General features: G+C 38.7%; 19 protein-coding genes, 1 tRNA gene and 1 riboswitch. Of the genes, 16 read left to right on the plus strand and 4 right to left on the minus strand.

The window, feature by feature from the left end; translation table 11 throughout:
* Positions 1-1645 (plus strand): LD-carboxypeptidase LdcB/DacB (gene ldcB, locus A3I7_RS12540; RefSeq protein ID WP_018375816.1); only part of this gene is annotated, 1645 nt, incomplete at its 5' end.
* A 52-nt stretch (positions 1646-1697) separates the two neighbouring features.
* On the opposite strand, the gene A3I7_RS0105675 is transcribed toward ldcB, so the two are convergent.
* Positions 1698-2591, minus strand: a complete 894-nt coding sequence (locus A3I7_RS0105675) for an AraC family transcriptional regulator (RefSeq protein ID WP_018375817.1) — start codon at positions 2589-2591, stop codon at positions 1698-1700.
* 116 nt (positions 2592-2707) lie between these two features.
* The gene (locus A3I7_RS0105680) at positions 2708-3925 is read right to left on the minus strand and encodes an L-lactate MFS transporter (protein ID WP_018375818.1); all 1218 of its coding nucleotides are present in this window, start codon (positions 3923-3925) and stop codon (positions 2708-2710) included.
* Positions 3926-4148: 223 nt separating this feature from the next.
* Between A3I7_RS0105680 and A3I7_RS0105685 the strand changes: the two genes are divergently transcribed.
* Positions 4149-4751 (plus strand): NADPH-dependent FMN reductase, encoded by a 603-nt coding sequence (locus A3I7_RS0105685; protein WP_018375819.1) that lies wholly within the window; start codon positions 4149-4151, stop codon positions 4749-4751.
* A gap of 1 nt (position 4752) precedes the next feature.
* Positions 4753-7167: a flavocytochrome c gene (locus A3I7_RS0105690; protein WP_018375820.1), complete on the plus strand. Its 2415-nt coding sequence runs from the start codon at positions 4753-4755 to the stop codon at positions 7165-7167.
* 87 nt (positions 7168-7254) lie between these two features.
* On the opposite strand, the gene A3I7_RS0105695 is transcribed toward A3I7_RS0105690, so the two are convergent.
* A tRNA-Thr gene (locus tag A3I7_RS0105695) sits at positions 7255-7325 on the minus strand.
* A 176-nt stretch (positions 7326-7501) separates the two neighbouring features.
* On the opposite strand from A3I7_RS0105695, the gene A3I7_RS0105700 reads away from it, so the two are divergent.
* The 10 genes from A3I7_RS0105700 (at position 7502) to A3I7_RS0105745 (ending at position 18606) form a co-directional block, all read left to right on the plus strand.
* Positions 7502-7756, plus strand: coding sequence for a DUF1912 family protein (locus A3I7_RS0105700; RefSeq protein WP_018375821.1), 255 nt, complete (start codon positions 7502-7504; stop codon positions 7754-7756).
* A gap of 239 nt (positions 7757-7995) precedes the next feature.
* Positions 7996-8556, plus strand: coding sequence for an HAD-IA family hydrolase (locus tag A3I7_RS0105705; protein WP_018375822.1), 561 nt, complete (start codon positions 7996-7998; stop codon positions 8554-8556).
* Entirely contained in the window at positions 8557-10509 is a 1953-nt protein-coding gene (gene gyrB, locus A3I7_RS0105710; protein WP_018375823.1) for a DNA topoisomerase (ATP-hydrolyzing) subunit B, read from the plus strand. It abuts the gene before it with no gap.
* A 107-nt stretch (positions 10510-10616) separates the two neighbouring features.
* Positions 10617-12341, plus strand: coding sequence for a septation ring formation regulator EzrA (ezrA, locus tag A3I7_RS0105715; RefSeq protein WP_018375824.1), 1725 nt, complete (start codon positions 10617-10619; stop codon positions 12339-12341).
* A gap of 850 nt (positions 12342-13191) precedes the next feature.
* Positions 13192-13401: riboswitch (FMN riboswitch) on the plus strand.
* A 79-nt stretch (positions 13402-13480) separates the two neighbouring features.
* Entirely contained in the window at positions 13481-14038 is a 558-nt protein-coding gene (locus A3I7_RS0105720) for an ECF transporter S component (RefSeq protein ID WP_018375825.1), read from the plus strand.
* Between the two features lie 22 nt (positions 14039-14060).
* On the plus strand, positions 14061-14717 hold the full coding sequence (locus tag A3I7_RS0105725) for a phosphatase PAP2 family protein (protein ID WP_018375826.1): 657 nt from the start codon (positions 14061-14063) through the stop codon (positions 14715-14717).
* 50 nt (positions 14718-14767) lie between these two features.
* A complete protein-coding gene (mnmL, locus tag A3I7_RS0105730; protein ID WP_018375827.1) occupies positions 14768-15706 on the plus strand; it encodes a tRNA modification radical SAM protein MnmL/YtqA in 939 nt (312 codons plus the stop codon).
* Positions 15706-16257, plus strand: a complete 552-nt coding sequence (gene mnmM, locus A3I7_RS0105735) for a tRNA 5-(aminomethyl)-2-thiouridylate-methyltransferase MnmM (protein ID WP_018375828.1) — start codon at positions 15706-15708, stop codon at positions 16255-16257. Before mnmL ends, mnmM begins: the two co-directional genes overlap by 1 nt.
* 16 nt (positions 16258-16273) lie before the next feature.
* Positions 16274-16519 (plus strand): hypothetical protein, encoded by a 246-nt coding sequence (locus A3I7_RS0105740; protein WP_018375829.1) that lies wholly within the window; start codon positions 16274-16276, stop codon positions 16517-16519.
* Positions 16520-16578: 59 nt separating this feature from the next.
* Entirely contained in the window at positions 16579-18606 is a 2028-nt protein-coding gene (locus A3I7_RS0105745) for a cation:proton antiporter (RefSeq protein WP_051071842.1), read from the plus strand.
* A 136-nt stretch (positions 18607-18742) separates the two neighbouring features.
* Here the strand turns inward: A3I7_RS0105745 and A3I7_RS0105750 are convergent, their stop codons facing one another.
* A complete protein-coding gene (locus tag A3I7_RS0105750; RefSeq protein ID WP_018375831.1) occupies positions 18743-19525 on the minus strand; it encodes an ABC transporter ATP-binding protein in 783 nt (260 codons plus the stop codon).
* A gap of 273 nt (positions 19526-19798) precedes the next feature.
* On the opposite strand from A3I7_RS0105750, the gene A3I7_RS0105755 reads away from it, so the two are divergent.
* The 3 genes from A3I7_RS0105755 (at position 19799) to A3I7_RS0105765 (ending at position 23109) form a co-directional block, all read left to right on the plus strand.
* Positions 19799-21133, plus strand: coding sequence for a hemolysin family protein (locus tag A3I7_RS0105755; RefSeq protein WP_018375832.1), 1335 nt, complete (start codon positions 19799-19801; stop codon positions 21131-21133).
* Positions 21134-21212: 79 nt separating this feature from the next.
* Complete coding sequence (gene pflA / locus A3I7_RS0105760) at positions 21213-22001, plus strand: pyruvate formate-lyase-activating protein (RefSeq protein ID WP_018375833.1); 789 nt, start codon at positions 21213-21215, stop codon at positions 21999-22001.
* Between the two features lie 172 nt (positions 22002-22173).
* Positions 22174-23109 (plus strand): manganese-dependent inorganic pyrophosphatase, encoded by a 936-nt coding sequence (locus tag A3I7_RS0105765; protein WP_018375834.1) that lies wholly within the window; start codon positions 22174-22176, stop codon positions 23107-23109.
* Positions 23110-23135: the final 26 nt, after the last annotated feature.

Genomic DNA, 23135 nt, shown 5'->3' on the forward strand with positions numbered 1-23135 from the left:
TTCAGATAGTAACGGCATAGCTGAGGTTAAAGTTCCGGTCTGGACAGACAAATCAGGTCAAGATGACCTCGTTTGGTACGACGCTGCAAAACAAAGCGATGGCACTTACAAGGTAGCTGTCAAGTTGTCTGACCATAAGAACGAACGTGGTACTTACAACGTTCATCTTTACTACATTGATAAGACAGGAAGCAAGCATGGAGTTACAGCCACTCAAACGACAGTAGCTCAACCTAAAGACGAACGTACAGGCACCTTGTCTATTCAAAACCAAAGTAACGGCGACTTCAATGTTATTGTTTCGAATGTTTCAGATAGCAATGGCATAGCTGAAGTTAAAGTACCAGTCTGGACAGACAAATCAGGCCAAGATGACCTCGTTTGGTACGATGCTGCGAAACAAAGCGATGGCACTTACAAAGTAGCTGTCAAGTTGTCAGATCACAAGAATGAACGCGGCACCTACAACGTCCATCTCTACTACATTGATAAGACAGGAAGCAAACATGGAGTTACAGCGACTCAAACAACAGTAGCACAACCTGTTGCCGAAAAAAATAAACTCAGTATTGAAAATAAAACTTCGAAAGGATTTGATGTTATTGTATCTAATCTTTCATTCAGTACTCCTGTGACACAAGTTAAAGTTCCTGTTTGGTCAAGTCAATCTGGACAAGACGACTTAGTTTGGTACAATGCTGCGAAACAAAGCAACGGCAACTATAAAGTTTCAGTTAGTGTAAGCAACCATAAAAATTCTTCTGGTGAATATAATGTTCATCTCTATTATCTTGATAATACCGGTAAGATGTACGGCATTGCGGGAACCACAACGACTGTTGAAACTTCGAATGCTGAGCCAGTTTTTAATGGATCATATTATAGCATCAAAGGAAAATATGATGATATAATTGTTGTCAATAAAAAATACCCATTGTCTGCGACCTACAATCCTGGTGAAAATGCCACTGCCAAAGAAGCTTTCACAAGATTACGTAATGATATGATTGCTCAAGGCTTAAATGTCGGTTATGGTTATAGCGGTTTCAGAAGTTACAGTACACAAGCAAATCTTTACCAAAACTATGTCAATCGTGATGGTCAAGCAGCTGCTGATCGCTATTCTGCACGACCTGGTTACAGTGAACATCAAACAGGTTTAGCTTATGATTTGACAGACAAAGCTGGCAATCTCCTTGAAGACGCAAGGGCAAGCCAATGGTTAAAAGATAATGCACATAACTATGGTTTCGTTGTCCGTTATCAACCAGGTAAGGAAGCTTCAACAGGCTTTATGGAAGAAGCATGGCATGTTCGCTATATTGGTAAAGAGGCCAAGGAAGTGCATGATTCAGGATTGACGTTGGAAGAATATTTCGGTTTCCAAGGTGGCGATTATGGAAATGTTTCTCCAGCCCGACCAAGCCAACCGGCTAATACTGGTAATAACCTTCCAGCTCAAGGAACTTATACCTTTACTAAAAATTGTCCAATCAAAGCGGAACCAAACAATGCTAGTCCTATTATCACTTACTATCCAGCAGGAGATAAGGTAAACTATACAAGTGTTTTGAATAATGACGGACATGTGTGGTTAGCTTATCGTACTTATAGCGGAGCACAACGCTATGTGGCTATTGATTAGCTGAGTCCTAGCTGGCAGTAGTAAAATATAAAAAATCCTATGCTATCAGGAATCAATGTCCCGATGTCATAGGGTTTTTTGCTTTAAATTTTTTCCGATATTGTTTTGGAGTTAATTGAAAACGCTGTTTAAATTGTCTATTAAAGTTAGATAGGTTAGAAAATCCTACTTTAGTTGCAATATCAGCTATTGAATCATGGGTCTGAATAAGTAGTTCACAGGATTTATTCAGACGAATTTGCAGAATAAATTCGATACAACTTGTTCCGGTATGTTGCCTGAAGATACTCATAAAATGAGTACGACTGTAGCCAAAATAATCTGCCAAAAAGTCAATGGTGAGTTGTTCATTATAGTGTGTATTGATATAATCAATTAGCCCTTTTAATTTTTCATACTTTTGGTAGGTATCTGTGGTATAGTTCCTATTAACATGCCTATTTTTGAAAAGAAGGTAAAGGAATTCATGTAATCTGGCCTTCAGGAGCATGTCATAATAGAGACTTTGATCGTTGACAAGACTAAAAATATCAAGTAAACATTTCTTGATGTCATCATAACCAGACATTTCCTTGGTTATTCGTTGTGTTAATTGAAAATGACCATTATAAATTGGCTGTAGGTATCGTTGACTAAAATTCTCAATCATCGACCTACCTAGATTATCCAAATTAATACTGAAAGTATCTGTAATCTGCTCCTCATTCTTAATAGGATGGATGGAATGCATGTAAGTCGGTTGAATGAGAATAATGTCGCCTTCTTTGCTGTTGAAAAAATCATAATTGATATGAAAGCGTGCAGTACCTTTTCTAACGTAAATGATTTCCAGCTCAGGATGCCAGTGATACATAACATCAGGAAAGCCTTTCTGTACGTGTGTGCGATAACATTCAAAAGGGAAACCAGATGGCTTATCGGTAATATGATGATTGTATTTTGACATAGCGACCTCCCAAGAAATATAGGTTTATTATAGCATAAGATCTTTCTAACCAACTTAAAAATGCTAGAAGGAGATTTCTATTGAATTCTTCTTCCAGCAATGACTTTAATATAGATTTATTTTTGTACGCCTTTTTTAGAAATTTTGCTATAAAGGACACTCAATACTAAACCTACTAGAGACAGTGCGATAGCAACATAGAAGGCCTGAGAATAATTCCCGTTATTAGCTGCAGCCATCTGTACAGCTACTCTTGGTGCAAAAAAGGCTGCCAATGAATAACCGGTAAATACAATACCATAGTTAACACCTTGGTTAGCAGGGCCGTAATTTTCCATAACAATAGATGGGAATACCCCCATAACACCACCAAAACAAATACCAAGGCCAATAATACCTAGACTAAAACCGAATTGACCGGGAATAATGGTTAAGATAAAGAGAGAAAAAGCGACAACTGAAAAGATAATCATTAATGTCTTACTGCGTCCAATCTTATCAGAAACTGTCCCCCAGATAAGACGTCCACTGGAATTACTGATAGAGTAAAGACTAACATAGAGGGCAGCTGTCGCAGGTGCAAGTCCAAACATCGTCTGTCCAATTGGTGAAGCTTGAGAGGCAATCATTAAACCTGAGAAGGCACCAACAAAGAACATTGAGATAACAATATAGAAAACAGGAGTTTTGAGCATTTGCAGCCAATTTCTATTAATAGACCCGTTATTTTGAATTTGTGCAGGAGGTTCCCATCCCTCTGGTTTATAACCTGCAGGAGCGGGCTTAATAAAGAAACTAGCGAGACCAACAATAATGAGGTAAGCGAGACCTATAGCTCTAAAGGCAAATTTAGCATCATGCGATTGGATCAGGTAGCTAGCGATTGGAGATGCAATAACAGCAGCAAATCCCATACCAGCTGTTAAGATACCTGAGGCAAGTCCGCGTTTATCTGGAAAAAGTCGAAGAATGTTGCTCAGTGCTCCAGAGTAAGCGAATCCTTGACCTAAACCTGCCATTAAACCATAAGTAAGATAGAGCATGATTGGGCTAGACACAAATCCAGTTAAGAAAAATCCGAGTGCAAAGACAAAGGCTCCTAAGGCAATTGTCCATTTTACAAAACCCTTATCAACAAGATAGCCGCCCAAAATCATTGGAATTGGACCAATGGCTGAATTAATGGTGAAAGCCATCATAATCTGTGGCATAGTCCATCCTGTTTGAGAACTTAGAGGATTTGCAAAGACACTAAAAGCATAGACTGCGCCGGTACAAAGCAAGATGGCAGTTGATGCAGCAATAACTTGCCAGCGATTGAGTGATTTGTTCATGAAGAACTCCTTTCAATAAAATTGTTTGTTTTTTCACAAAGAATATATCAAAAAGCAAAATCTGAGTCAATTACTTTTAGAAAAATATCCTACATTTTTTGCCCAAGTTATACAATGGTCTTGAAAAATGATACAATAGAACTGAGATATAGTGTAAAACGTTTACAAAAAGATAAGGAGTAGTATAATCGTATTATAAAAATAATGTGAAAGAGGTAACAAAATGAAACTAGTTGCCATTGTTGGAACCAACTCTGACCGTTCCACTAATCGAAAACTGCTTAAGTTTATGGCTAAGCATTTTGCGGATAGGGCAGACATTGAAGTGCTTGAAATTAAAGAGTTACCAGCCTTCAATGAGCCGGAGGACAGGACAGCACCTGCAGCTATTGCTGCTTTCTCAGAAAAGATCGCTTCCGCTGATGGTGTCATTATTGCAACACCTGAGTACGACCATACCATTCCAGCACCTCTGGCTAGCGCTTTAGAATGGATTGCCTACACTAGCCGTGCTCTTATTAATAAACCAACCATGATTGTTGGATGCTCACTGGGAGCTCTGGGGACATCTCGCGCACAAGCGCATCTGCGCCAAATCTTAGATGCTCCAGAGTTGAAGGCTCGCGTCATGCCGGGCTCAGAATTCTTCCCCGGACACTCTGAACAGGTTTTGGATGATGATTTTAATCTTAATGATTTTGAAAAAGTAGCAGAGCTGGAAGAACATTTCTCAGAATTTCAAGATTTTGTGACAATCACAAATCAAATTGTCAAACAAGCAGACACTGACCGAAAAAAGGCATTCGCATGGGAAGTAGGTGAATAGAATGAAAATAGTTGCCATTGTCGGAACGAACGCAAAAAAATCATATAACCGTATCTTGCTACAATTCATGCAAAAACATTTTGCTAAACAAGCAGATATTGAGATTATGGAAATTACGGACGTCCCAATGTTTAATGAGACAGATGACCAAACCGGCTCGGCTATTATCCAAAATTTTAACACAAAAATCACAGAAGCTAACGGGGTCATTATCGCAACGCCTGAACATAATCATACCATTCCATCAAGCCTGAATAGCCTTCTCGAATGGTTATCCTTCAACGTGCATCCTCTCGCTGGCAAGCCAACCATGATTGTCGGGGCTTCTTATGATGTACAAGGCTCCTCGCGTGCTCAGTTACACCTTCGTCAGATACTTGATGCACCTGGTGTTAATGCGACTGTCATGCCAGGTTCAGAGTTTTTACTTGGCCGTGCTCATCAAGCCTTTGATGAAAACGGAGATATTAAATCCCAAGGAACAGTTGATTTCCTAGATTCTTGCTTCTTCAAATTCCTTCGATTTGTAGAAATTGCCAATCAGCTCAACGAACCTGAAGAAGTTCATTTTGAACCGGGGACTTACCAAGTAACGACTGTTGGTCACAACGGTGATTTACCAATGTCTGTTACGTTGTCAGCAGAACGCATTGAAAGAATTGATATAGATTCTTCAGGTGAAACTGGTGGTATTGCCGATATTGTTTTTACTCGTATTCCAGGTGAAATCATTGAAGGTCAAACTTTAAATGTTGATGCCATCTCAGGGGCTTCAGTTACTTCAAAAGGTGTGCTTGACGGGGTTGCGCGTGCGGTGAAATTGGCTGGTGCTAATCCAGATGCCCTTCGTAGTCGTCCAAAAGCATTATCCGCTCTAGACCATGAAGATAAAATATACGAAACAGATCTTGTCGTTGTTGGTGGTGGCGGTGCTGGTCTTGCTGCTGCGGCTCGTGCTTTGCAAGCTGGTAAGAAAGTTATTGTCGTTGAAAAATTTCCAGCCGTAGGAGGTAATACTGTTCGTGCGGGTGGTCCAATGAACGCTCCAGACCCTGCTTGGCAAAATACTTTTGCAGCTAATGCTGGTGAAGCCCATACGCTCCAAGAATTACATGACTTGGACGAAACTGACATTGATCCTGAATACCTTGAAGATTTCCGTGCCTTGAAGCTTGAATTGGAAAATTATCTCAAAGACCCAGCCTACCTCTTTGATTCAAAATTGCTTTATCGTATGCAAACCTATCTCGGCGGTAAGCGTGTTGATCTACAGGGGCATGAAATTCACGGAAATTACGACCTCGTCAAAGTTTTGACAGAACGCGCCTTGGAATCTGTACGTTGGCTGGAAAATGTTGGTGTCGAATTTGATCGAAATGAAGTTACCATGCCAGTTGGTGCTCTCTGGCGTCGTGGGCATAAACCAAAAACGCCAATGGGAGTCGCTTTCATTTCAGTATTGAAAGATTTTGTTTTGAAAAATGGCGGAGCTATCCTCACAGATACCCCTGTCAAAGAGCTTATTGTAACAGATGGTGTTGTGACTGGTGTAAAAGGAACAGGGCGTAATGGTCAAGCCATCACTGTTAATGCCAAAGCTGTTATCTTAACAACAGGCGGCTTTGGAGCTAATACCAAGATGCTACAAAAATATAATACTTACTGGACTGAAATAGATGATGATATTGCTACTTCAAACACACCAGCCGTAACAGGTGATGGCATTGTCCTTGGCCAGTCAGTCGGTGCGGATCTGGTTGGTATGGGATTCAGTCAAATGATGCCAGTTTCTGATCCTGTAACAGGAGCACTTTTCTCGGGGCTGCAAGTACCACCAGCAAATTTTGTAATGGTTAATACTAAAGGAAAACGTTTTGTTGATGAGTATGGCAGTCGTGATAAATTGTCACAAGCAGCCATTGATAACGGCGGTCTTTTCTACCTTATTGCTGACGATAATATCAAGGCGACTGCTTATAATACTAGTCAAGAAAAAATTGACGCACAAGTAGCAGCAGGGACACTCTATCGTGCCGATACCTTAGAGGCATTGGCAGAACAGATTCAAGTTGACCCAGCGATCTTTGTGGATACCATCAATAAATACAATTCTTATGTGGATGCTGGTTTTGACCCAGACTTTAATAAAGGTGCCTTCGACCTCAAGGTTGAAAAAGCACCATTTTACGCAACACCGCGTAAGCCAGCTGTTCATCATACCATGGGTGGATTGAAGATTGATACTCACGCTCATGTTATTAATGAAAACGGTCAAGTCATCAGAGGTCTCTTTGCTGCTGGCGAAGTGGCAGGTGGTCTTCATGCTGGAAACCGTCTAGGTGGTAATTCACTTACTGATATTTTCACCTTTGGTCGCATCGCTGCTGATACAGCTATTGAGGAATTCCTTAATTAACCTAACAGCGTTCCTAGATCCTCAACTAGGAGCGTTTTTTGATCATCTAGAAACCAAAAAAGAAGCCCATTTGGACTTCTTAAGATTTGCCACCACCGAGAATCGAACTCGGAACGGAGCATTACCATTGCTCTATTATACCATTTAACTATAGCGGCGGTTACTTAAATATATTACTATAAAAACAGTTTGGACGCAAGGGTTTTGATAAATTTTCTATTTATCCCGTGAAATATTCTAATGATTGTATGGAAAATAGAGCATTTCGTAAATTGAAGGATTTTAGAGATAAGTATGCTATAATAAAAGGGAGAAATGAATAGAAGAGGTTATTATGTCATACGAAAAAGAATTTATGCAGGAATTTGAAACTTGGGTTAAAAATCAAGTGATGATTAATGAAATGGCTATGGATGCTAGTAAAAAGATAATTGAAGAGGATAAGGATGACCGTGCAGCAGACGCCTATATCCGATATGAGAGTAAACTAGATGCTTACCGCTATCTTCTTGGAAAATTTGATAATTATCATAAAGGCAAAGGGTTTCATGATATGCCAGATAATTTATTCGGTCAGCGTCATTATTGAGTGTTTTGTCGAGTCCTAAGGGCTCGCTCTTTTTTATTTATAGTCTTTCAGTTTGCTTTTAGCACTAAGTAACGAATGGCAAGGAATGCTGTGGGATTCAGTAAAACGAGGTAACGATGTAGTAAAGGAAAAACTGAATGGCTATATCTAGTAAAATGTAGGGGTGTGAGAAAATCAAGCAAGTGAAAAATTTGAGTTCTTACTATAATAATGAGTAAAAATATGTTATAATCAAAGGTATGGATTATCACGATTATATCTGGGATTTGGGTGGAACTTTACTTGATAATTACGAGATTTCCACTCAGGCTTTTGTAGAAACTTTGGCGACTTTTGGCGTAACAGCATCGCATGATGCTGTTTATGAAAAGCTAAAGGAGTCAACGGCTGCTGCAATTGCCTATTTTATTCCACAGGAACCCACTTTTTTAGAGAGCTATAAAGCCAATGAAGCCTTCCACTTAGAGCATCCTGTTTTATTCGCAGGAGCAAGAGAGGTCTTAGCAAAGATTGTTGCATCAGGTGGACGAAATTTCTTGGTTTCTCATCGAAATGAACAAGTTTTGTCACTATTGGAAGCGACAGAAATTTTGCCCTATTTCACAGAAGTGGTGACATCTGAATGTGGATTTGCTCGTAAACCTAATCCTCAAAGTATGCTCTATTTGAAAGAAAAGTACCAGATAAATGACTGTTTGGTCATTGGTGACCGTGATATTGATAGGCAAGCAGGTCAGGCAGCAGGTTTTGATACTTTGTTGGTTGATACCAGTAAATCCTTAATGGAGATAGTAAAATAAATGACAGAAGAAATAAAAGATTTAGCAGCTTTAGCTCAAGAATATGACGCCAGCCAGATTCAGGTTCTGGAAGGATTAGAAGCTGTTCGTATGCGTCCAGGAATGTATATTGGATCAACTTCAAAAGAGGGGCTACACCACTTAGTTTGGGAAATTGTAGATAACTCTATTGATGAAGCCTTGGCTGGTTTTGCCACCCATATTGAGGTATTTATTGAACCAGATAACTCTATCACAGTTGTCGATGACGGTCGTGGAATTCCTGTAGATATTCAGGAAAAGACAGGACGTCCTGCAGTTGAGACTGTCTTTACTGTACTTCATGCCGGAGGGAAATTTGGCGGTGGCGGTTATAAGGTGTCAGGAGGTCTGCACGGTGTAGGCTCATCTGTTGTTAATGCCCTTTCTACTCAATTAGATGTCAAAGTTCATAAAAATGGTCAGATCCATTTTCAAGAATATAAACGTGGAGTAGTTGTAGCTGATTTGGCTATCATTGGTGAAACCGATCGCCACGGGACGACCGTTCACTTTACGCCAGATCCGGAGATTTTCACAGAAACTACTGAGTTTGACTTTGAAAAATTAGCCAAACGTATCCAAGAATTAGCTTTTCTTAATCGTGGACTGAAAATTTCAATCACTGACAAGCGTGACGGGTTTGAACAAAGCAAAGAATTTCACTATGAAGGTGGGATTTCAAGCTATGTTGAATTTCTCAATGGTAACAAGGAAGTTATTTTTGAACACCCTATCTATACTGATGGCGAAATGGATGGTATCTCAGTTGAGGTTGCCATGCAGTACACAACAGGCTACCATGAAATGGTTATGAGCTTTGCGAATAACATTCATACGCATGAAGGTGGAACCCATGAACAGGGGTTCCGCACCGCTTTGACCCGTGTCATTAACGACTATGCTAAGAAAAATAAAATCCTCAAAGAAAATGAGGATAATCTGACTGGTGAAGACGTTCGTGAGGGATTGACAGCTGTTATTTCTGTCAAGCACCCAAACCCACAATTTGAAGGACAGACCAAGACCAAACTTGGGAACTCAGAGGTGGTTAAAATTACGAATCGACTTTTCAGCGAAGCCTTTACACGATTCCTTTTGGAAAATCCACAGATAGCCAAAAAGATTGTTGAAAAAGGAATTTTGGCTTCAAAAGCACGTATTGCAGCCAAACGTGCTCGTGAAGTGACACGTAAAAAGTCAGGTCTTGAAATTTCAAATCTTCCAGGGAAACTGGCGGACTGCTCATCAAACAATGCTGAGATGAATGAGCTTTTCATTGTCGAAGGAGATTCAGCAGGTGGTTCCGCTAAATCAGGACGTAATCGGGAATTTCAAGCTATTCTACCCATTCGTGGAAAAATCCTTAATGTTGAAAAGGCCAGCATGGATAAAATCCTTGCCAACGAAGAAATTCGGAGTCTTTTCACGGCGATGGGAACGGGCTTTGGAGCAGATTTTGATGTCACAAAAGCACGTTATCAAAAACTAGTTATTATGACTGATGCCGATGTTGATGGCGCTCATATTCGTACCTTGCTTTTGACCTTGATTTATCGCTTTATGCGTCCAGTTTTGGAGGCAGGTTATGTTTACATCGCTCAACCACCAATATATGGTGTCAAAGTGGGTTCTGAAATTAAAGAATACATCCAACCTGGTAGCAACCAAGAAGAAGAACTACGTCTAGCTCTAGAGCGCCATAGTGAAGGGCGTTCCAAACCAACCGTTCAACGTTATAAGGGTCTTGGAGAAATGGATGATCACCAACTTTGGGAAACGACTATGGATCCCGAAAATCGTTTAATGGCACGAGTTTCTGTTGATGATGCCGCTGAAGCAGATAAGATTTTTGATATGCTTATGGGAGATAAAGTGGAACCACGTCGTGAATTTATCGAAGAAAATGCTGTGTATAGTACGCTTGATATTTAATCCGAGGAATTAACGAAAAAAATAGTGCATACGACTGATAAGTATGTTATAATCGTAATGTTATAGCTAATTTTACGATAAAAAGATCATAATTTAAGGAGATTAAAATGCCTAGCGGAATTATATTGCTAATTGTGGCGATTGTCCTACTGGTGATAGTAGCCTATTTGGCTGGCGTCATTGTGCGTAAACGTAATGATGGTTTAATTGCTAGCCTTGAAGATAGAAAACAAGAACTCTTTTCTCTGCCCATCAATGACCAAATTGAAGAAGTTAAGGCGCTTCATCTTATCGGGCAAAGTCAAACGACCTTCCGTGAATGGAATCAAAAATGGGTAGATTTGTCCCTCAACTCTTTTTCAGATATTGAAAATCATATTTTTGAAGCTGAAAATCTTAATGACACCTTTAAGTTCATTAGTGCTAAACATGAAATTGATAGTGTTGAGAGCCAACTCACTCTAGTTGAAGAAGACTTAAAGGCTATTCAAGAAGCTTTATCTATTTTGAAAGAGCAAGAGGAGAAAAACAGTGCGCGTGTTACTCACGCATTAGATCTCTATGAAAAATTGAAGGACTCTATTTCTGAAAATGGTGATAATTTTGGCTCAACAATGCCGGAAATTGAAAAACAGCTTAAGAATATTGAAACTGAGTTTTCACAATTTGTTACACTTAATTCAACAGGAGACCCAGTTGAAGCAGCTGAAGTTTTGGATAAAGCTGAGGAACATACCATTGCTTTAGGGCAAATCTCAGAACAAATTCCTGCAATTGTTGCTAAGTTAGAAGATGATTTCCCAGATCAGTTAGATGACCTAGAATCAGGGTATCGTCGTTTATTAGAAGAAAATTATCATTTTTCTGAAAAGAATATTGAAAAACGTTTCCAAGATATTCGCGCAGCTATTCGTGAAAATTCCTCTGAATTGATTACGCTTGATTTGGACCGTGCTCGTGAAGAAAATGATCATATTCAAACAAAGATTGACGCTTTGTATGATATTTTTGAAAGAGAAATTGCTGCTTATAAGCTTGTTATTAAGAATAAGAAGATTATCCCTCGCTATTTGGCTCATGCTTTGAATAATAATACAAAATTAGAAGCAGAACTCAAACGCTTGTCTCACAAGTACATTTTGAGCGAGAGCGAAGATTTAAATGTTAAGTCTTTCAGGAAAGTTTTATCAGAAATTGAAACTGCTGTTATTCCTGTTATTGAAGATTTTGATAATCAAGAGAAACCTTTTTCAGAATTGCAAGTTCTTTTTGCGAGGACCGTTGAACGCTTAACTTCGGTTGAGACAGGTCAAATGCAGGTTTTTGAAGAAATTGAGGGTATTGAAAAAAGTGAGATAAGTGCTCGTCAGAGCTTGGATAATCATATTGATAGGTTACATGCCATTAAACGCTATATGGAAAAACGTAATCTACCAGGGATTCCTCAAGATTTTCTTAGTCTCTTTTTCACAACAAGTTCTCAACTGGAAGCTTTAATGGATGAACTTAGCCGTGGTCGAATCAATATTGAAACTGTTGAACGGTTATCAGATGTAGCATCATCAGCTATCGCAAATCTTGAGGAGAGCACTTATGCTATTGTTCAAAACGCAATTCTGACTGAACAGTTACTTCAATACTCTAACCGTTATCGTAGCTTCGAGCCAAGTGTTCAAAATAGTTTTGAACACGCCCTCTACCTTTTTGAAAAAGAGTATAATTATCAAGCTTCTTTTGATGAAATCTCCTATGCTCTTGAAACAGTAGAGCCGGGTGTAAGTGACCGATTTGTTTCCTCGTACGAGAAAACGCGTGAACAAATTCGATTTTAAAGAGAATAAACCTGAAACATATAACACCTTAATCTCCTTCCCGACTTGCGTGGAAGGAGTTTTTTTCTCAACTTCTGACTTTAGACCTTGTATTCACAGTTCAGCACTTCCATCTAAGGCTAGTTTTTAAGCTACTCAACGTTAGATTTTTTTTTAAATTACAAACAGTATTCTCTTGAAAAACTGCCTTGATTAGCGAAAAACTATCTCCTATATAAAAGCACTTTACTTGTGAGTGCAAGTTATTAATACTCAATGAAAATCAAAAGTAGCCTAGGAAACGAAGCCGACGATAGAACTTGAGTTCATCAAGGCAAGTTGACAACGGATAATTTTGATTTTCGAAGAGTATAACATCTAGGAAAATGGTTCCTCGTATTATGGTGTTCTTTTTTGGATTGATAACCATTTGATATTCCTCAAAAATAAAAACTGTCTGGATTTAAATGAGTGTAAAGCTAAACTCTAACTTATCCATCTGCTATATTATAGTCAATTAGTTTATCTTTTATTACTTCGACGCGTTTCCTTATTTCCAACTTCAAACACTCCACTGGATTGTTTGAACTCACTTTGCTGTACTCCAGTACTGCCTGTAGCTCGTTACCTAGTACTAAAAGACTATAAAACTAGAAACTATCAGAGCTCTATCTGCATATTTTTGGTACGAATGATGTTTGCTTTATTTCCAATATTCAGTACTTGTCTAAGATAGTCTAGTCTTGATTTCCATTGAGTATGAGACAATTTTCAAAGAATAATCTTTCTGGATGTTGAAAATAAGTAGGTCATATTTGGAAATTATTTGCTTCTCAGCTGTTGCAAGTCGTTGATATTTTTGGTATGCTATAAGTGTCTTCAGGGCAGGGTGAGATTCCCGACCGGCGGTGACTATTTCTGTTTTATTTTGCCCTAGTTGTTGTTATGTTGAAGTACTTTAAGTAGATATACATCAATTAGGAAAAGTTATTATAGAAATCAGAAGTCCGCGAGCTACAACAGTAGCTGACCTAGTGAGATTCTAGGACCGACAGTATAGTCTGGATGGGAGAAGACCAGGACTTTTGGTATACGCTTTTTTGGCGTAGACAAAAAATCATGGAACTTCTTTCAATTTGTAAAAATTGGAGGATTTTTTTATGACAAACACACGTAAAATGGCTTATATTGCCATTCTTTCAGCACTTTCTTTCTTGTTGATGTATTTTCAATTTCCGTTGATTCCAGCAGCAAGTTTTTTGCAGGTTGATTTTTCAATTTTACCAATTTTGGTAGGATTGTTAATGCTTGACTTGTCAAGTGCTTTCATTATTCTAATTATTAGGACGTTATTGAAACTTTTGCTCAATAATGGTGGTGTAGGGACACTTATCGGTCTGCCTATGAATGTCGTTGCTCTTGCGGTTTTTATTTGGGCAATGGCTGCACTTTGGAATCAGAAGCGAAGTGATAAAGCCTATATTGTGGCGTCAGCAGTTGGTACTTTGGGACTCACTGTCACTATGTTTGTATTAAATTATATTTATGCTGTGCCACTTTATGCAAAATTTGCTAATTTTGATATTAAAACAATTTTGGGATTAGGGAATTATCTTTTTGCTATGGTTGTTCCGTTTAACCTAATAGAAGGAATTATTTTTTCAGTGACTTTCTTTGTGTTATATAACTGCCTCAAGTCAGTTTTAAAGAAAGTATAAGAATTTATGTTATAATTATTTTATGAAAAATAAACAAACTTTTTATGTCAAGACATCTATTGCCCTAGTTCTTTTTGTTTTGTTGGGATATTCGGTCAAATTTTACCCTGAGACATTGACTGATATAGATTCAACTATTCAAGCCATTGTGCGCGGAAATTTACCAAATGTGTTGACAACTTTTTTTAAACTTGTGACACAACTCGGCGGTGAAGTTTTTATTTTTATTTATGTTTTTTTAATAGCGCTAGGTTTTTATGTTCGGAAAAAGTGGAAAGCAGAAGCCTACTTCTTAGCAGGTAATTTACTACTTATGGGGATTTTTTCAACAGGGTTTAAGTACCTCTACAATCGTCCAAGACCAAGTCTCACATATTTGATTCCAAAGCCGATGGGACCATCTTTTCCTAGCTGGCACGCAGCGTCAACTATGGTTGTTGCTCTCAGTTTAGTAGTGATTATTCAGCAACGTCTGACTAGTCAGTATATAAAACGTGGCCTACAAATATTAGTTGTGATAATGGCAATCTTAACAGCAGTATCACGAATTTATCTGGGAGTACACTATCCTAGTGATATTTTAGGTGGATGGCTCTTGGCCTATACAATTGTTGTAGCTGTCTTTCCTTTTTATAATCAGAAACGCTTTGAGTGGCGGTTTCAATCTAAGCAAAAGTAGTGATAATTTGTCGCTACTTTTCTTTTATGCAAAGTGATATAATAGATTCTATGAAAAAACGATACAATGCTTTAAATGATTATTACCGTCAGCTTTTCGGAGAAAAAATCTTCAAAGTTCCTATTGATGCGGGTTTTGATTGCCCTAACCGTGATGGAACAGTGGCTCACGGTGGATGTACTTTCTGTACGGTATCTGGTTCTGGTGATGCTATCGTAGCACCAGAAGCTCCTATTCGTGACCAATTTTACAAGGAAATTGATTTCATGCACCGTAAATGGCCTGAGGTCAAAAAATACCTGGTTTATTTTCAAAATTTTACCAATACACATGACAAGGTAGAAGTACTCAAAGAGCGGTATGAGCAAGCTATCAATGAGCCAGGGGTAGTTGGGATTAATATTGGAACACGGCCTGACTGCCTCCCTGATGAGACTATCCTTTATCTAGCGGAGCTCTCGGAACGCATGCATGTCACGCTGGAACTTGGTCTTCAGACTACCTACGAGAAAACGTCAGTCCTTATCAACCGTGCCCATAGCTATGACCTTTATGTGGAGACGGTCAAGCGTGTAAGAGAGCTAGCGCCTAAGGTCGAGATTGTCTCCCACCTCATCAATGGTCTGCCGGGTGAGACCCATGAGATGATGCTGGAAAATGTGCGTCGTTGCGTGACGGATAATGACATCAACGGTATTAAACTGCACTTGTTGCACCTTATGACCAATACGCGCATGCAACGGGATTATCATGAAGGACGCTTGCAGCTTCTCAGTCAGGAGGAATATGTCACGGTTATTTGTGATCAGCTGGAGATTATTCCTAAGCATATGATAATCCACCGTATCACGGGTGATGCGCCACGCGATATGCTGATTGGACCTATGTGGAGTCTTAATAAGTGGGAAGTCCTCAACGCTATTGACAAAGAAATGGAAAGACGGGGATCTTATCAAGGTTGTAGATTAGAAATAAAGGAGCATATGTAATGATCAAACGTCCTCTTCATCTCTCCCACGATTTTTTGGCAGAAGTTTTAGACGCAGATAGCTTAGCTGTTGATGCAACGATGGGAAATGGTAATGATACTGCTTTTTTGGCAAATTTGGCAAAGGAAGTTTATGCTTTTGATGTGCAAGAACAAGCCTTAACGAAGACTCGAAATCGTTTAGCTCAATTTGGCTTTGAAAATGTTCACCTGATTTTGGATGGTCATCAAAACTTGGACAATTACGTGATGGAGCCTATCCGCGCTGCGATTTTTAATTTGGGATATTTACCTAGTGCTGATAAGACCATTATTACAAAACCAAAGTCAACACTTGTTGCCTTGGACAAAATCTTAACTAGATTGGAAGTTGGCGGAAGAGTTTCTATTATGGTATATTATGGACATCAAGGTGGCGATATGGAAAAAGATGCTGTAGTGGATTATGTAAAAAAATTACCTCAAGATTTTTATGCGACCATGCTATATCAGCCCCTCAACCAAATCAATACACCGCCATTTCTTGTGATGATTGAAAAATTAAAACCGTGAAAGAAGGATACAACTCATGCACACTGTGACAGTCAGTGAAAAATTGGACCATATTTATAAAAAATATTTTAATGATAAGGATCAGAAAAGCCTCTCCTATCTTTCTAAAGAAGATACAGATCAATTATTGAGCATTAAGAGAAAATTGGCAAGCCTAGAAAAAGAGCGTTGTCTGATGATGCGAGAAAACAAAGATACAACGGTTATCAATCAAAAAATTGCCCGAGAAAAAGAACGCTTTAGCGCATCTTGTCGAAAATAATAAATTAGAGGGGGTGACAGCTTATCGAGAGTTCCATCTTAGTGATAGTATTTTTGCTGATGCTAATCACTTCAAATATCATTAACCATCTCTACAACAAACTTCCCCTTCCTTTTATCCAAATTATTCTAGGAATTCTGGTTGGCATAATGGCTAAAGGGGAAAGTTTAACCTTAAATTCAGAATTATTTTTGGCTTTGGTTATTGCTCCGCTTAATTTTAGAGAAGGCCAAGAAAGTGATATTACCACCTTTGTCAAATACAAATCCATCGTTGCTTACTTGATTTTGCCGACTGTTTTGGTGACCATGTTGACAGTTGGTTATGTGACTGGGAAATTACTGCCAGTTGATGTGCCATTAGCTGCCAGTTTTGCTTTAGGGGCAGCTCTAGCTCCAACGGATGCGGTTGCCTTTTTATCCATCGCTAAGCGCTTCAAATTTCCGAAACGAGTTGAATCTATTTTAACTGTGGAGGGTTTGTTAAATGATGCGAGTGGCTTGATTTCCTTTCAGTTTGCAGTAGCAGCCTTGGCCACAGGTACGTTCTCTTTACTGACTGCCAGTTTTAGTCTTTTTGTGGCTATTATCGGAGGGATTTTAGTTGGTTTATTATTTGCTTTGCTTAACCGAGCCTTGATGTCCTTTCTCGAAAAAATTGATCTTGCTGATGTGATTGGAGCGCTTCTCTTAGAACTTTCGCTTCCCATTATTTCTTACTTTGTAGCTAGCCTGTTAGGCTTGTCAGGGATTATTGCCGTGGTCATTGCTGGTCTTTCCCAAGCTAGCCGCTTTAAACGAATTAGGCTTTTTGATGCTGAGCTAGATCGGGTCAGCCAGATTATCTGGGAGACGGTTAGTTTTGTTTTGAATGGCTTTGTCTTTATCGTTTTTGGGTATGAATTAACGCGTATTGTTGAGCCAGCATTGTCAAATCCACTAGTCAATCATTACAGCCTACTAGCAATTGTCCTAATTGTGACGGCTTTGCTGTTTTTAATTCGGTTTGCTATGATTGGATTTTATTATGCCATTCGTTATCGTAGCAGTAAGCGGTCGTATCGGTCATTATTAAGGGAAATCTTACTTCTAACTTTTTCTGGTGTCAAAGGTACGGTTTCTATTGCTACCATCTTGTTGTTACCAGAATTTGATAGTTATACTTATAGCTTGATTTTATTCACTGTAGGAGCGGTGACTTTGCTTAGTTTTATAGTAGGTGTCTTGATTCTTCCTCAATTTGCTCAAAGTATAGAAAGCAACCATACGGATGATCATTTGATTGAAATTGCCATTTTAAATGAAGTGGTTAAAACTTTAGAACAAGATCTCAAAGATACTCAAGATAAGGGACCGCTTTACGCCGCTATTGACAACTATAATGGTCGTATAGAACATTTGATTTTGGAGCAAGAGTCAACCTTGGTCAAAAAAGAGTTGGCCTATCTTCGTCTTATGATTCTTGGAATAGAGAGCGATGGTCTAGAGAAGGCTTACTCAGATGGACAAATTGAACTCTTAGAATACCGACTCTATCAGCGCTATTTGCAAGGAATTGAAAGTCAAATCAATCGAGGTTTTGTTTCAACCTTTACCTACTTTGTGACCATTAGTATCCGTGTTTTACGGCGTTTGATACGAGAAAGCCTGAGTTTTTGGCCGACAGTCCGTCGCTTTCTTTCAGGAAAACCCAAGCCAATCAAACTCAGTCAAGCCAACCGTGAGAGATTGACTAACCTTTATTTGAACAACACTGAGTTGGTTTTGGAGGGGTTGCAGGATTTGGATGGAGTTTACAATTCAGAACTTATAGGCTTTTTACAGCGTTCTCGTTTTCAAGAGGCACGGATTATTGAATCAGGTGTTTTTGTTGAGAGAGTTATTGCTCACATAAAACCTGATAATATTGATGAAATGCTACGAGGTTATTATTTGGAACGTAAGGTCATTGCTGAATATCAACAGCGTGGCGTCATAAGTTCCCGCTACGCCACTCAATTGCGGAGAAATGTTAATAAGTTAGAAAGTTATTCTTTAAAGGACGACTTTGGCGCTTTACCCTATGATTTTATCGTTCAAAAAAAATAATACTCTTTGAAAAACAAACGTTGACATTGTTGATTTGATAAAGATCAGTCTTATTACTACATTAGTGTCAAAGTTTGATTTTTCATTGAGTATTGTCCAGAAGAGTCCGTCGCTTTTGGCTTTTTTTATGAGTAACCTATAGCTCAGGTTTAATAAAGAAGCGGTCATTATCAATGGGAATGATGGAAACCTGATTGTCAAAGAAGTCAGCCAAGGTTTTTTCAGTGATAATATCTTTTTTAGGCCCTTGGGCAACGATTTCTCCTTTTTTGAGGAGAATAATGTGTTCCATTTTTGCACTGATTTCCTCAGCATGGTGGGTAACGTAGAGTACTGTGGGGGCAGTTGGCAAGTCTGTAATGCGATCAATTTGCTTAAGTAATTTTTCGCGGGCAAATAGGTCAAGACCAACCGTAGCCTCATCTAAAATCAAAATTTCAGGTTCTTCCATGAGGCTACGAGCAATCAGAACTAGCTGTTTTTCTCCTTGGGACAATTCATAGAGGCGACGTCCTAGCAAGTGTCCTCCATCTAGAGATAGTAGCATATGACGTGCTTCGTTTAGCTCTCTATCCCCATATTGCTTATATAGAATGCTAGACTTGTATTTTCCAGTCAAGACAACCTGTTCGGCGCGCAATTGTAGTGAAAGTCTGTCGGTAATGAAACCTGAAACAATACCAATTTTTTTGCGAATCTCGGTAATATCTGTTTTTCCAAAGGATTGACCGAGAACAGAAATTTTACCTGAGGTTGGGAAAAATTCTGCCATGATAAGTTTCAAGAGTGTCGTTTTGCCAGAACCGTTCAAACCAAGGATGGCCCAAGTCTGCCCTTTTTCTACCTGCCAATTAATATTTTTTAGTAAGTCTTTGCCATGCTTACGTAAACTGACATTTGTCATTGAAATAACTGTCATTCTTTCATAGCCTTTCTGTTTTTATAGTCTCTTAGTTTATCTTTTATGACTACTTTACCGTATTCTAGTAAAATCTGTAGCTTGCCACCTTATATTGAGAGTAATCTAAAAGGCTATATCATGATATTAGTATATCATATTTAAAATATCTAGAGTTTTTTTACATTAAATAAGCCTAAGAGTTATTTGTAGGGTGTAGGAAATAAATAATTGACGAAACAAGGGGAAAATGTGCTATAATAATGATATTATATTTCTAGGAGTACTCTCATAATGGAAGACCCGAGCAGTCAGAATTTACTGTTACAATTTTTATTATTGCTTATTTTAACTCTTTTAAACGCATTTTTTTCTGCCTCTGAGATGGCACTGGTATCTCTTAATAGGTCTCGTGTAGAACAAAAAGCAGAAGAAGGAGAAAAAAAGTTTATCCGTCTGTTGGCGGTTTTAGAAAATCCCAACAATTTTTTATCCACTATTCAAGTTGGTATCACTTTCATCAGTCTCTTGCAAGGAGCTAGCTTATCTGCTTCTCTCGGAAAGGTTATTGCCAGTTGGTTTGGTAATTTGGCTTGGGCGCAAACAGCAGGATCTGTTATTTCTCTGATTTTCTTAACCTACATTTCAATCGTTTTGGGGGAACTTTACCCTAAGCGCATAGCCATGAATTTAAAAGAAAATCTGGCTGTTTTTTCTGCCCCAGTTATCATTTTTCTTGGAAAGATTGTCAGCCCTTTTGTTTGGCTTCTGTCAGCATCAACAAATCTTCTTTCTCGCATTACCCCAATGCAGTTTGATGATGCTGATGAAAAAATGACGCGTGATGAGATTGAATACATGTTGACCAACAGCGAAGAAACGTTGGACGCTGAAGAAATTGAGATGCTTCAGGGGATTTTCTCATTGGATGAAATGCTTGCGCGTGAGGTGATGGTTCCGCGAACAGATGCTTTCATGATTGACATCAATGATGATATTCATGAGAATATTGAAGGGATTCTTAAGCAGAACTTTTCTCGAATTCCTGTCTATGACGACGATAAGGACAAGATTATCGGTGTTCTTCACACCAAACGACTTTTGGAAGCAGGATTTCGGAATGGTTTTGACAATATCATTTTGACAAAAATTTTGCAGGAGCCACTCTTTGTTCCAGAAACGATTTTTGTGGATGATTTACTACTTCAGCTTCGTAATACTCAAAATCAGATGGCTATTTTGCTGGATGAATACGGAGGTGTTGCTGGTCTGGTCACTTTGGAAGATTTGCTTGAAGAAATTGTTGGAGAAATTGACGATGAGACCGACAAAGCCGAACAATTTGTTCGTGAAATTGCAGAGCACACGTACATCGTTTTGGGGACCATGACCTTAAACGAGTTTAACGATTATTTTGATACGGAACTTGAGAGTGACGATGTAGATACCATAGCTGGTTTCTACCTTACTGGTGTTGGCGCGATTCCAAGTCAAGAAAATAAGGAAAGTTTTACTGTTGATAGCAAAGATAAACAGATTGAAATCATCAACGATAAAGTCAAGGATGGTCGTGTTACAAAGTTAAAAGTAATCTTTTCTGATATAGAACAGAGTATTGAGGAAGACTAAGCAAAACTTAGTCTTTTTTCTTTGGAAAATGGTATAATGTAAGCAAGAAAAACGGTTACAATTTGGGAGAGGTGAACAGATGGCAGAGATTGATTATAAAAAAGTGACAGGATTAGTTCATTCAACAGAAAGTTTTGGCTCTGTTGATGGACCAGGTATTCGTTTTGTGGTCTTTATGCAAGGCTGCAAGATGCGTTGTCAATATTGCCACAACCCCGATACTTGGGCAATGGAAAGTAATGAAGCGACAGAGAGAACGGTAGAGGATGTCTTAAATGAAGCCCTTCGTTATAAGCATTATTGGGGCAAAAATGGTGGCATTACGGTTTCTGGTGGAGAAGCTATGTTACAGATTGAATTTGTCACTGCTTTGTTTACAGAAGCTAAAAAACTTGGTATTCATTGTACACTTGATACCTGTGGTTTTGCCTACCGCCCTACTCCTGAATATCATGAAATTGTCGATAAATTATTGGCTGTGACAGACTTGGTTTTGCTTGATATAAAAGAAATTAATCCAGCGCAACACCTTGTTGTGACGCGTCAGCCAAATAAGAATATTTTACTTTTCGCTCAATATCTATCTGATAAGGGAATTCCAGTTTGGATTCGTCATGTCTTAGTCCCAGGGCTGACTGATATTGATGAGGATTTGATTGAGCTTGGTAAATTTGTAGCAACTCTTAAAAATGTTGATAAGTTTGAGATTTTGCCATACCACACACTTGGCGAGTTTAAATGGCGTGAATTGGGAATTCCATATACCCTTGAAGGTGTTAAGCCACCAACTAAGGCACGTGTTCAAAATGCCAAAGACTTGATGCATACCGAAAGTTATACTAAGTACATGGAACGTATTCATGGTTGATGCTTGGGAAATGGTAGTTAGTTGTCTACAGAGCGGATGTAGTTTTAAGCTCTGCTATTATCATAAGAAATAAACATCTTGAGCTTGAACTCAAGATGTTTTTGTTAAATCATTTTGCTATCTTTCTTAAATTTTGCTAAAATAGAATAAATACAATGATGAGGTAATAAACATGTCTAAAATTTTAGTTTTTGGTCACCAAAATCCAGACTCTGATGCTATTGGGTCATCTCTTGCTTTTGCTTACTTAGCCAAAGAAGCTTATGGCTTAGATACTGAAGCTGTTGCTTTAGGAATTCCTAACGAAGAAACAGCTTTTGTCCTTGATTACTTTGGTGTAAAAGCACCTCGCGTAGTTGAATCAGCTAAGGCTGAGGGTGTAGATACAGTCATCTTGACTGACCACAATGAATTCCAACAATCTATCTCTGACATCAAAGATGTGACAGTTTATGGTGTGGTTGACCATCATCGCGTGGCAAACTTTGAAACAGCAAGTCCACTTTTTATGCGTTTGGAGCCTGTAGGTTCAGCCAGCTCAATTGTTTACCGTATGTTTAAAGAAAACAATGTTGCTGTACCAAAAGAATTGGCAGGTCTGATGTTGTCAGGTTTGATCTCAGATACCCTTCTTTTGAAATCACCAACCACTCACGTCACTGACCCACAAGTCGCAGCAGAGTTAGCTGAAATTGCAGGAGTTAACCTTGAAGAATATGGCTTGGCTATGCTTAAGGCTGGGACTAACTTGGCTAGCAAGTCTGCTGAAGAATTGATTGACATTGATGCTAAAACATTTGAACTTAATGGTAATAATGTCCGTGTTGCGCAAGTTAATACTGTTGACATTGCGGAAGTTCTTGAACGTCAAGGTGACATTGAAGCAGCAATTACAGCAGCATCAAAAGCAAATGGCTATTCAGATTTTGTTTTGATGATTACGGATATCATTAACTCAAATTCAGAAATTCTTGCTTTGGGGGCTAATACTGATAAAGTTGAAGCTGCATTCAACTTCACTCTTGAAAATAATCATGCTTTCTTAGCAGGTGCAGTATCTCGTAAGAAACAAGTCGTGCCACAACTAACAGAAAGCTTTAATGCCTAAGAATAGTAAAAAGACGGTTCGCCGTC

Source organism: Streptococcus orisratti DSM 15617 (assembly GCF_000380105.1).
GTDB classification, from domain to species: domain Bacteria; phylum Bacillota; class Bacilli; order Lactobacillales; family Streptococcaceae; genus Streptococcus; species Streptococcus orisratti.

What these genes read in the sequence shown, in the direction of transcription:
- A3I7_RS0105675 (WP_018375817.1), bottom strand. Translation starts at nt 2,591, where the DNA reads ATGTCAAAATACAATCATCATATTACCGATAAGCCATCTGGTTTCCCT.
- A3I7_RS0105680 (WP_018375818.1), bottom strand. Translation starts at nt 3,925, where the DNA reads ATGAACAAATCACTCAATCGCTGGCAAGTTATTGCTGCATCAACTGCC.
- A3I7_RS0105685 (WP_018375819.1), top strand. Translation starts at nt 4,149, where the DNA reads ATGAAACTAGTTGCCATTGTTGGAACCAACTCTGACCGTTCCACTAAT.
- A3I7_RS0105690 (WP_018375820.1), top strand. Translation starts at nt 4,753, where the DNA reads ATGAAAATAGTTGCCATTGTCGGAACGAACGCAAAAAAATCATATAAC.
- A3I7_RS0105700 (WP_018375821.1), top strand. Translation starts at nt 7,502, where the DNA reads ATGTCATACGAAAAAGAATTTATGCAGGAATTTGAAACTTGGGTTAAA.
- A3I7_RS0105705 (WP_018375822.1), top strand. Translation starts at nt 7,996, where the DNA reads ATGGATTATCACGATTATATCTGGGATTTGGGTGGAACTTTACTTGAT.
- gyrB (WP_018375823.1), top strand. Translation starts at nt 8,557, where the DNA reads ATGACAGAAGAAATAAAAGATTTAGCAGCTTTAGCTCAAGAATATGAC.
- ezrA (WP_018375824.1), top strand. Translation starts at nt 10,617, where the DNA reads ATGCCTAGCGGAATTATATTGCTAATTGTGGCGATTGTCCTACTGGTG.
- A3I7_RS0105720 (WP_018375825.1), top strand. Translation starts at nt 13,481, where the DNA reads ATGACAAACACACGTAAAATGGCTTATATTGCCATTCTTTCAGCACTT.
- A3I7_RS0105725 (WP_018375826.1), top strand. Translation starts at nt 14,061, where the DNA reads ATGAAAAATAAACAAACTTTTTATGTCAAGACATCTATTGCCCTAGTT.
- mnmL (WP_018375827.1), top strand. Translation starts at nt 14,768, where the DNA reads ATGAAAAAACGATACAATGCTTTAAATGATTATTACCGTCAGCTTTTC.
- mnmM (WP_018375828.1), top strand. Translation starts at nt 15,706, where the DNA reads ATGATCAAACGTCCTCTTCATCTCTCCCACGATTTTTTGGCAGAAGTT.
- A3I7_RS0105740 (WP_018375829.1), top strand. Translation starts at nt 16,274, where the DNA reads ATGCACACTGTGACAGTCAGTGAAAAATTGGACCATATTTATAAAAAA.
- A3I7_RS0105745 (WP_051071842.1), top strand. Translation starts at nt 16,579, where the DNA reads ATGCTAATCACTTCAAATATCATTAACCATCTCTACAACAAACTTCCC.
- A3I7_RS0105750 (WP_018375831.1), bottom strand. Translation starts at nt 19,525, where the DNA reads ATGACAGTTATTTCAATGACAAATGTCAGTTTACGTAAGCATGGCAAA.
- A3I7_RS0105755 (WP_018375832.1), top strand. Translation starts at nt 19,799, where the DNA reads ATGGAAGACCCGAGCAGTCAGAATTTACTGTTACAATTTTTATTATTG.
- pflA (WP_018375833.1), top strand. Translation starts at nt 21,213, where the DNA reads ATGGCAGAGATTGATTATAAAAAAGTGACAGGATTAGTTCATTCAACA.
- A3I7_RS0105765 (WP_018375834.1), top strand. Translation starts at nt 22,174, where the DNA reads ATGTCTAAAATTTTAGTTTTTGGTCACCAAAATCCAGACTCTGATGCT.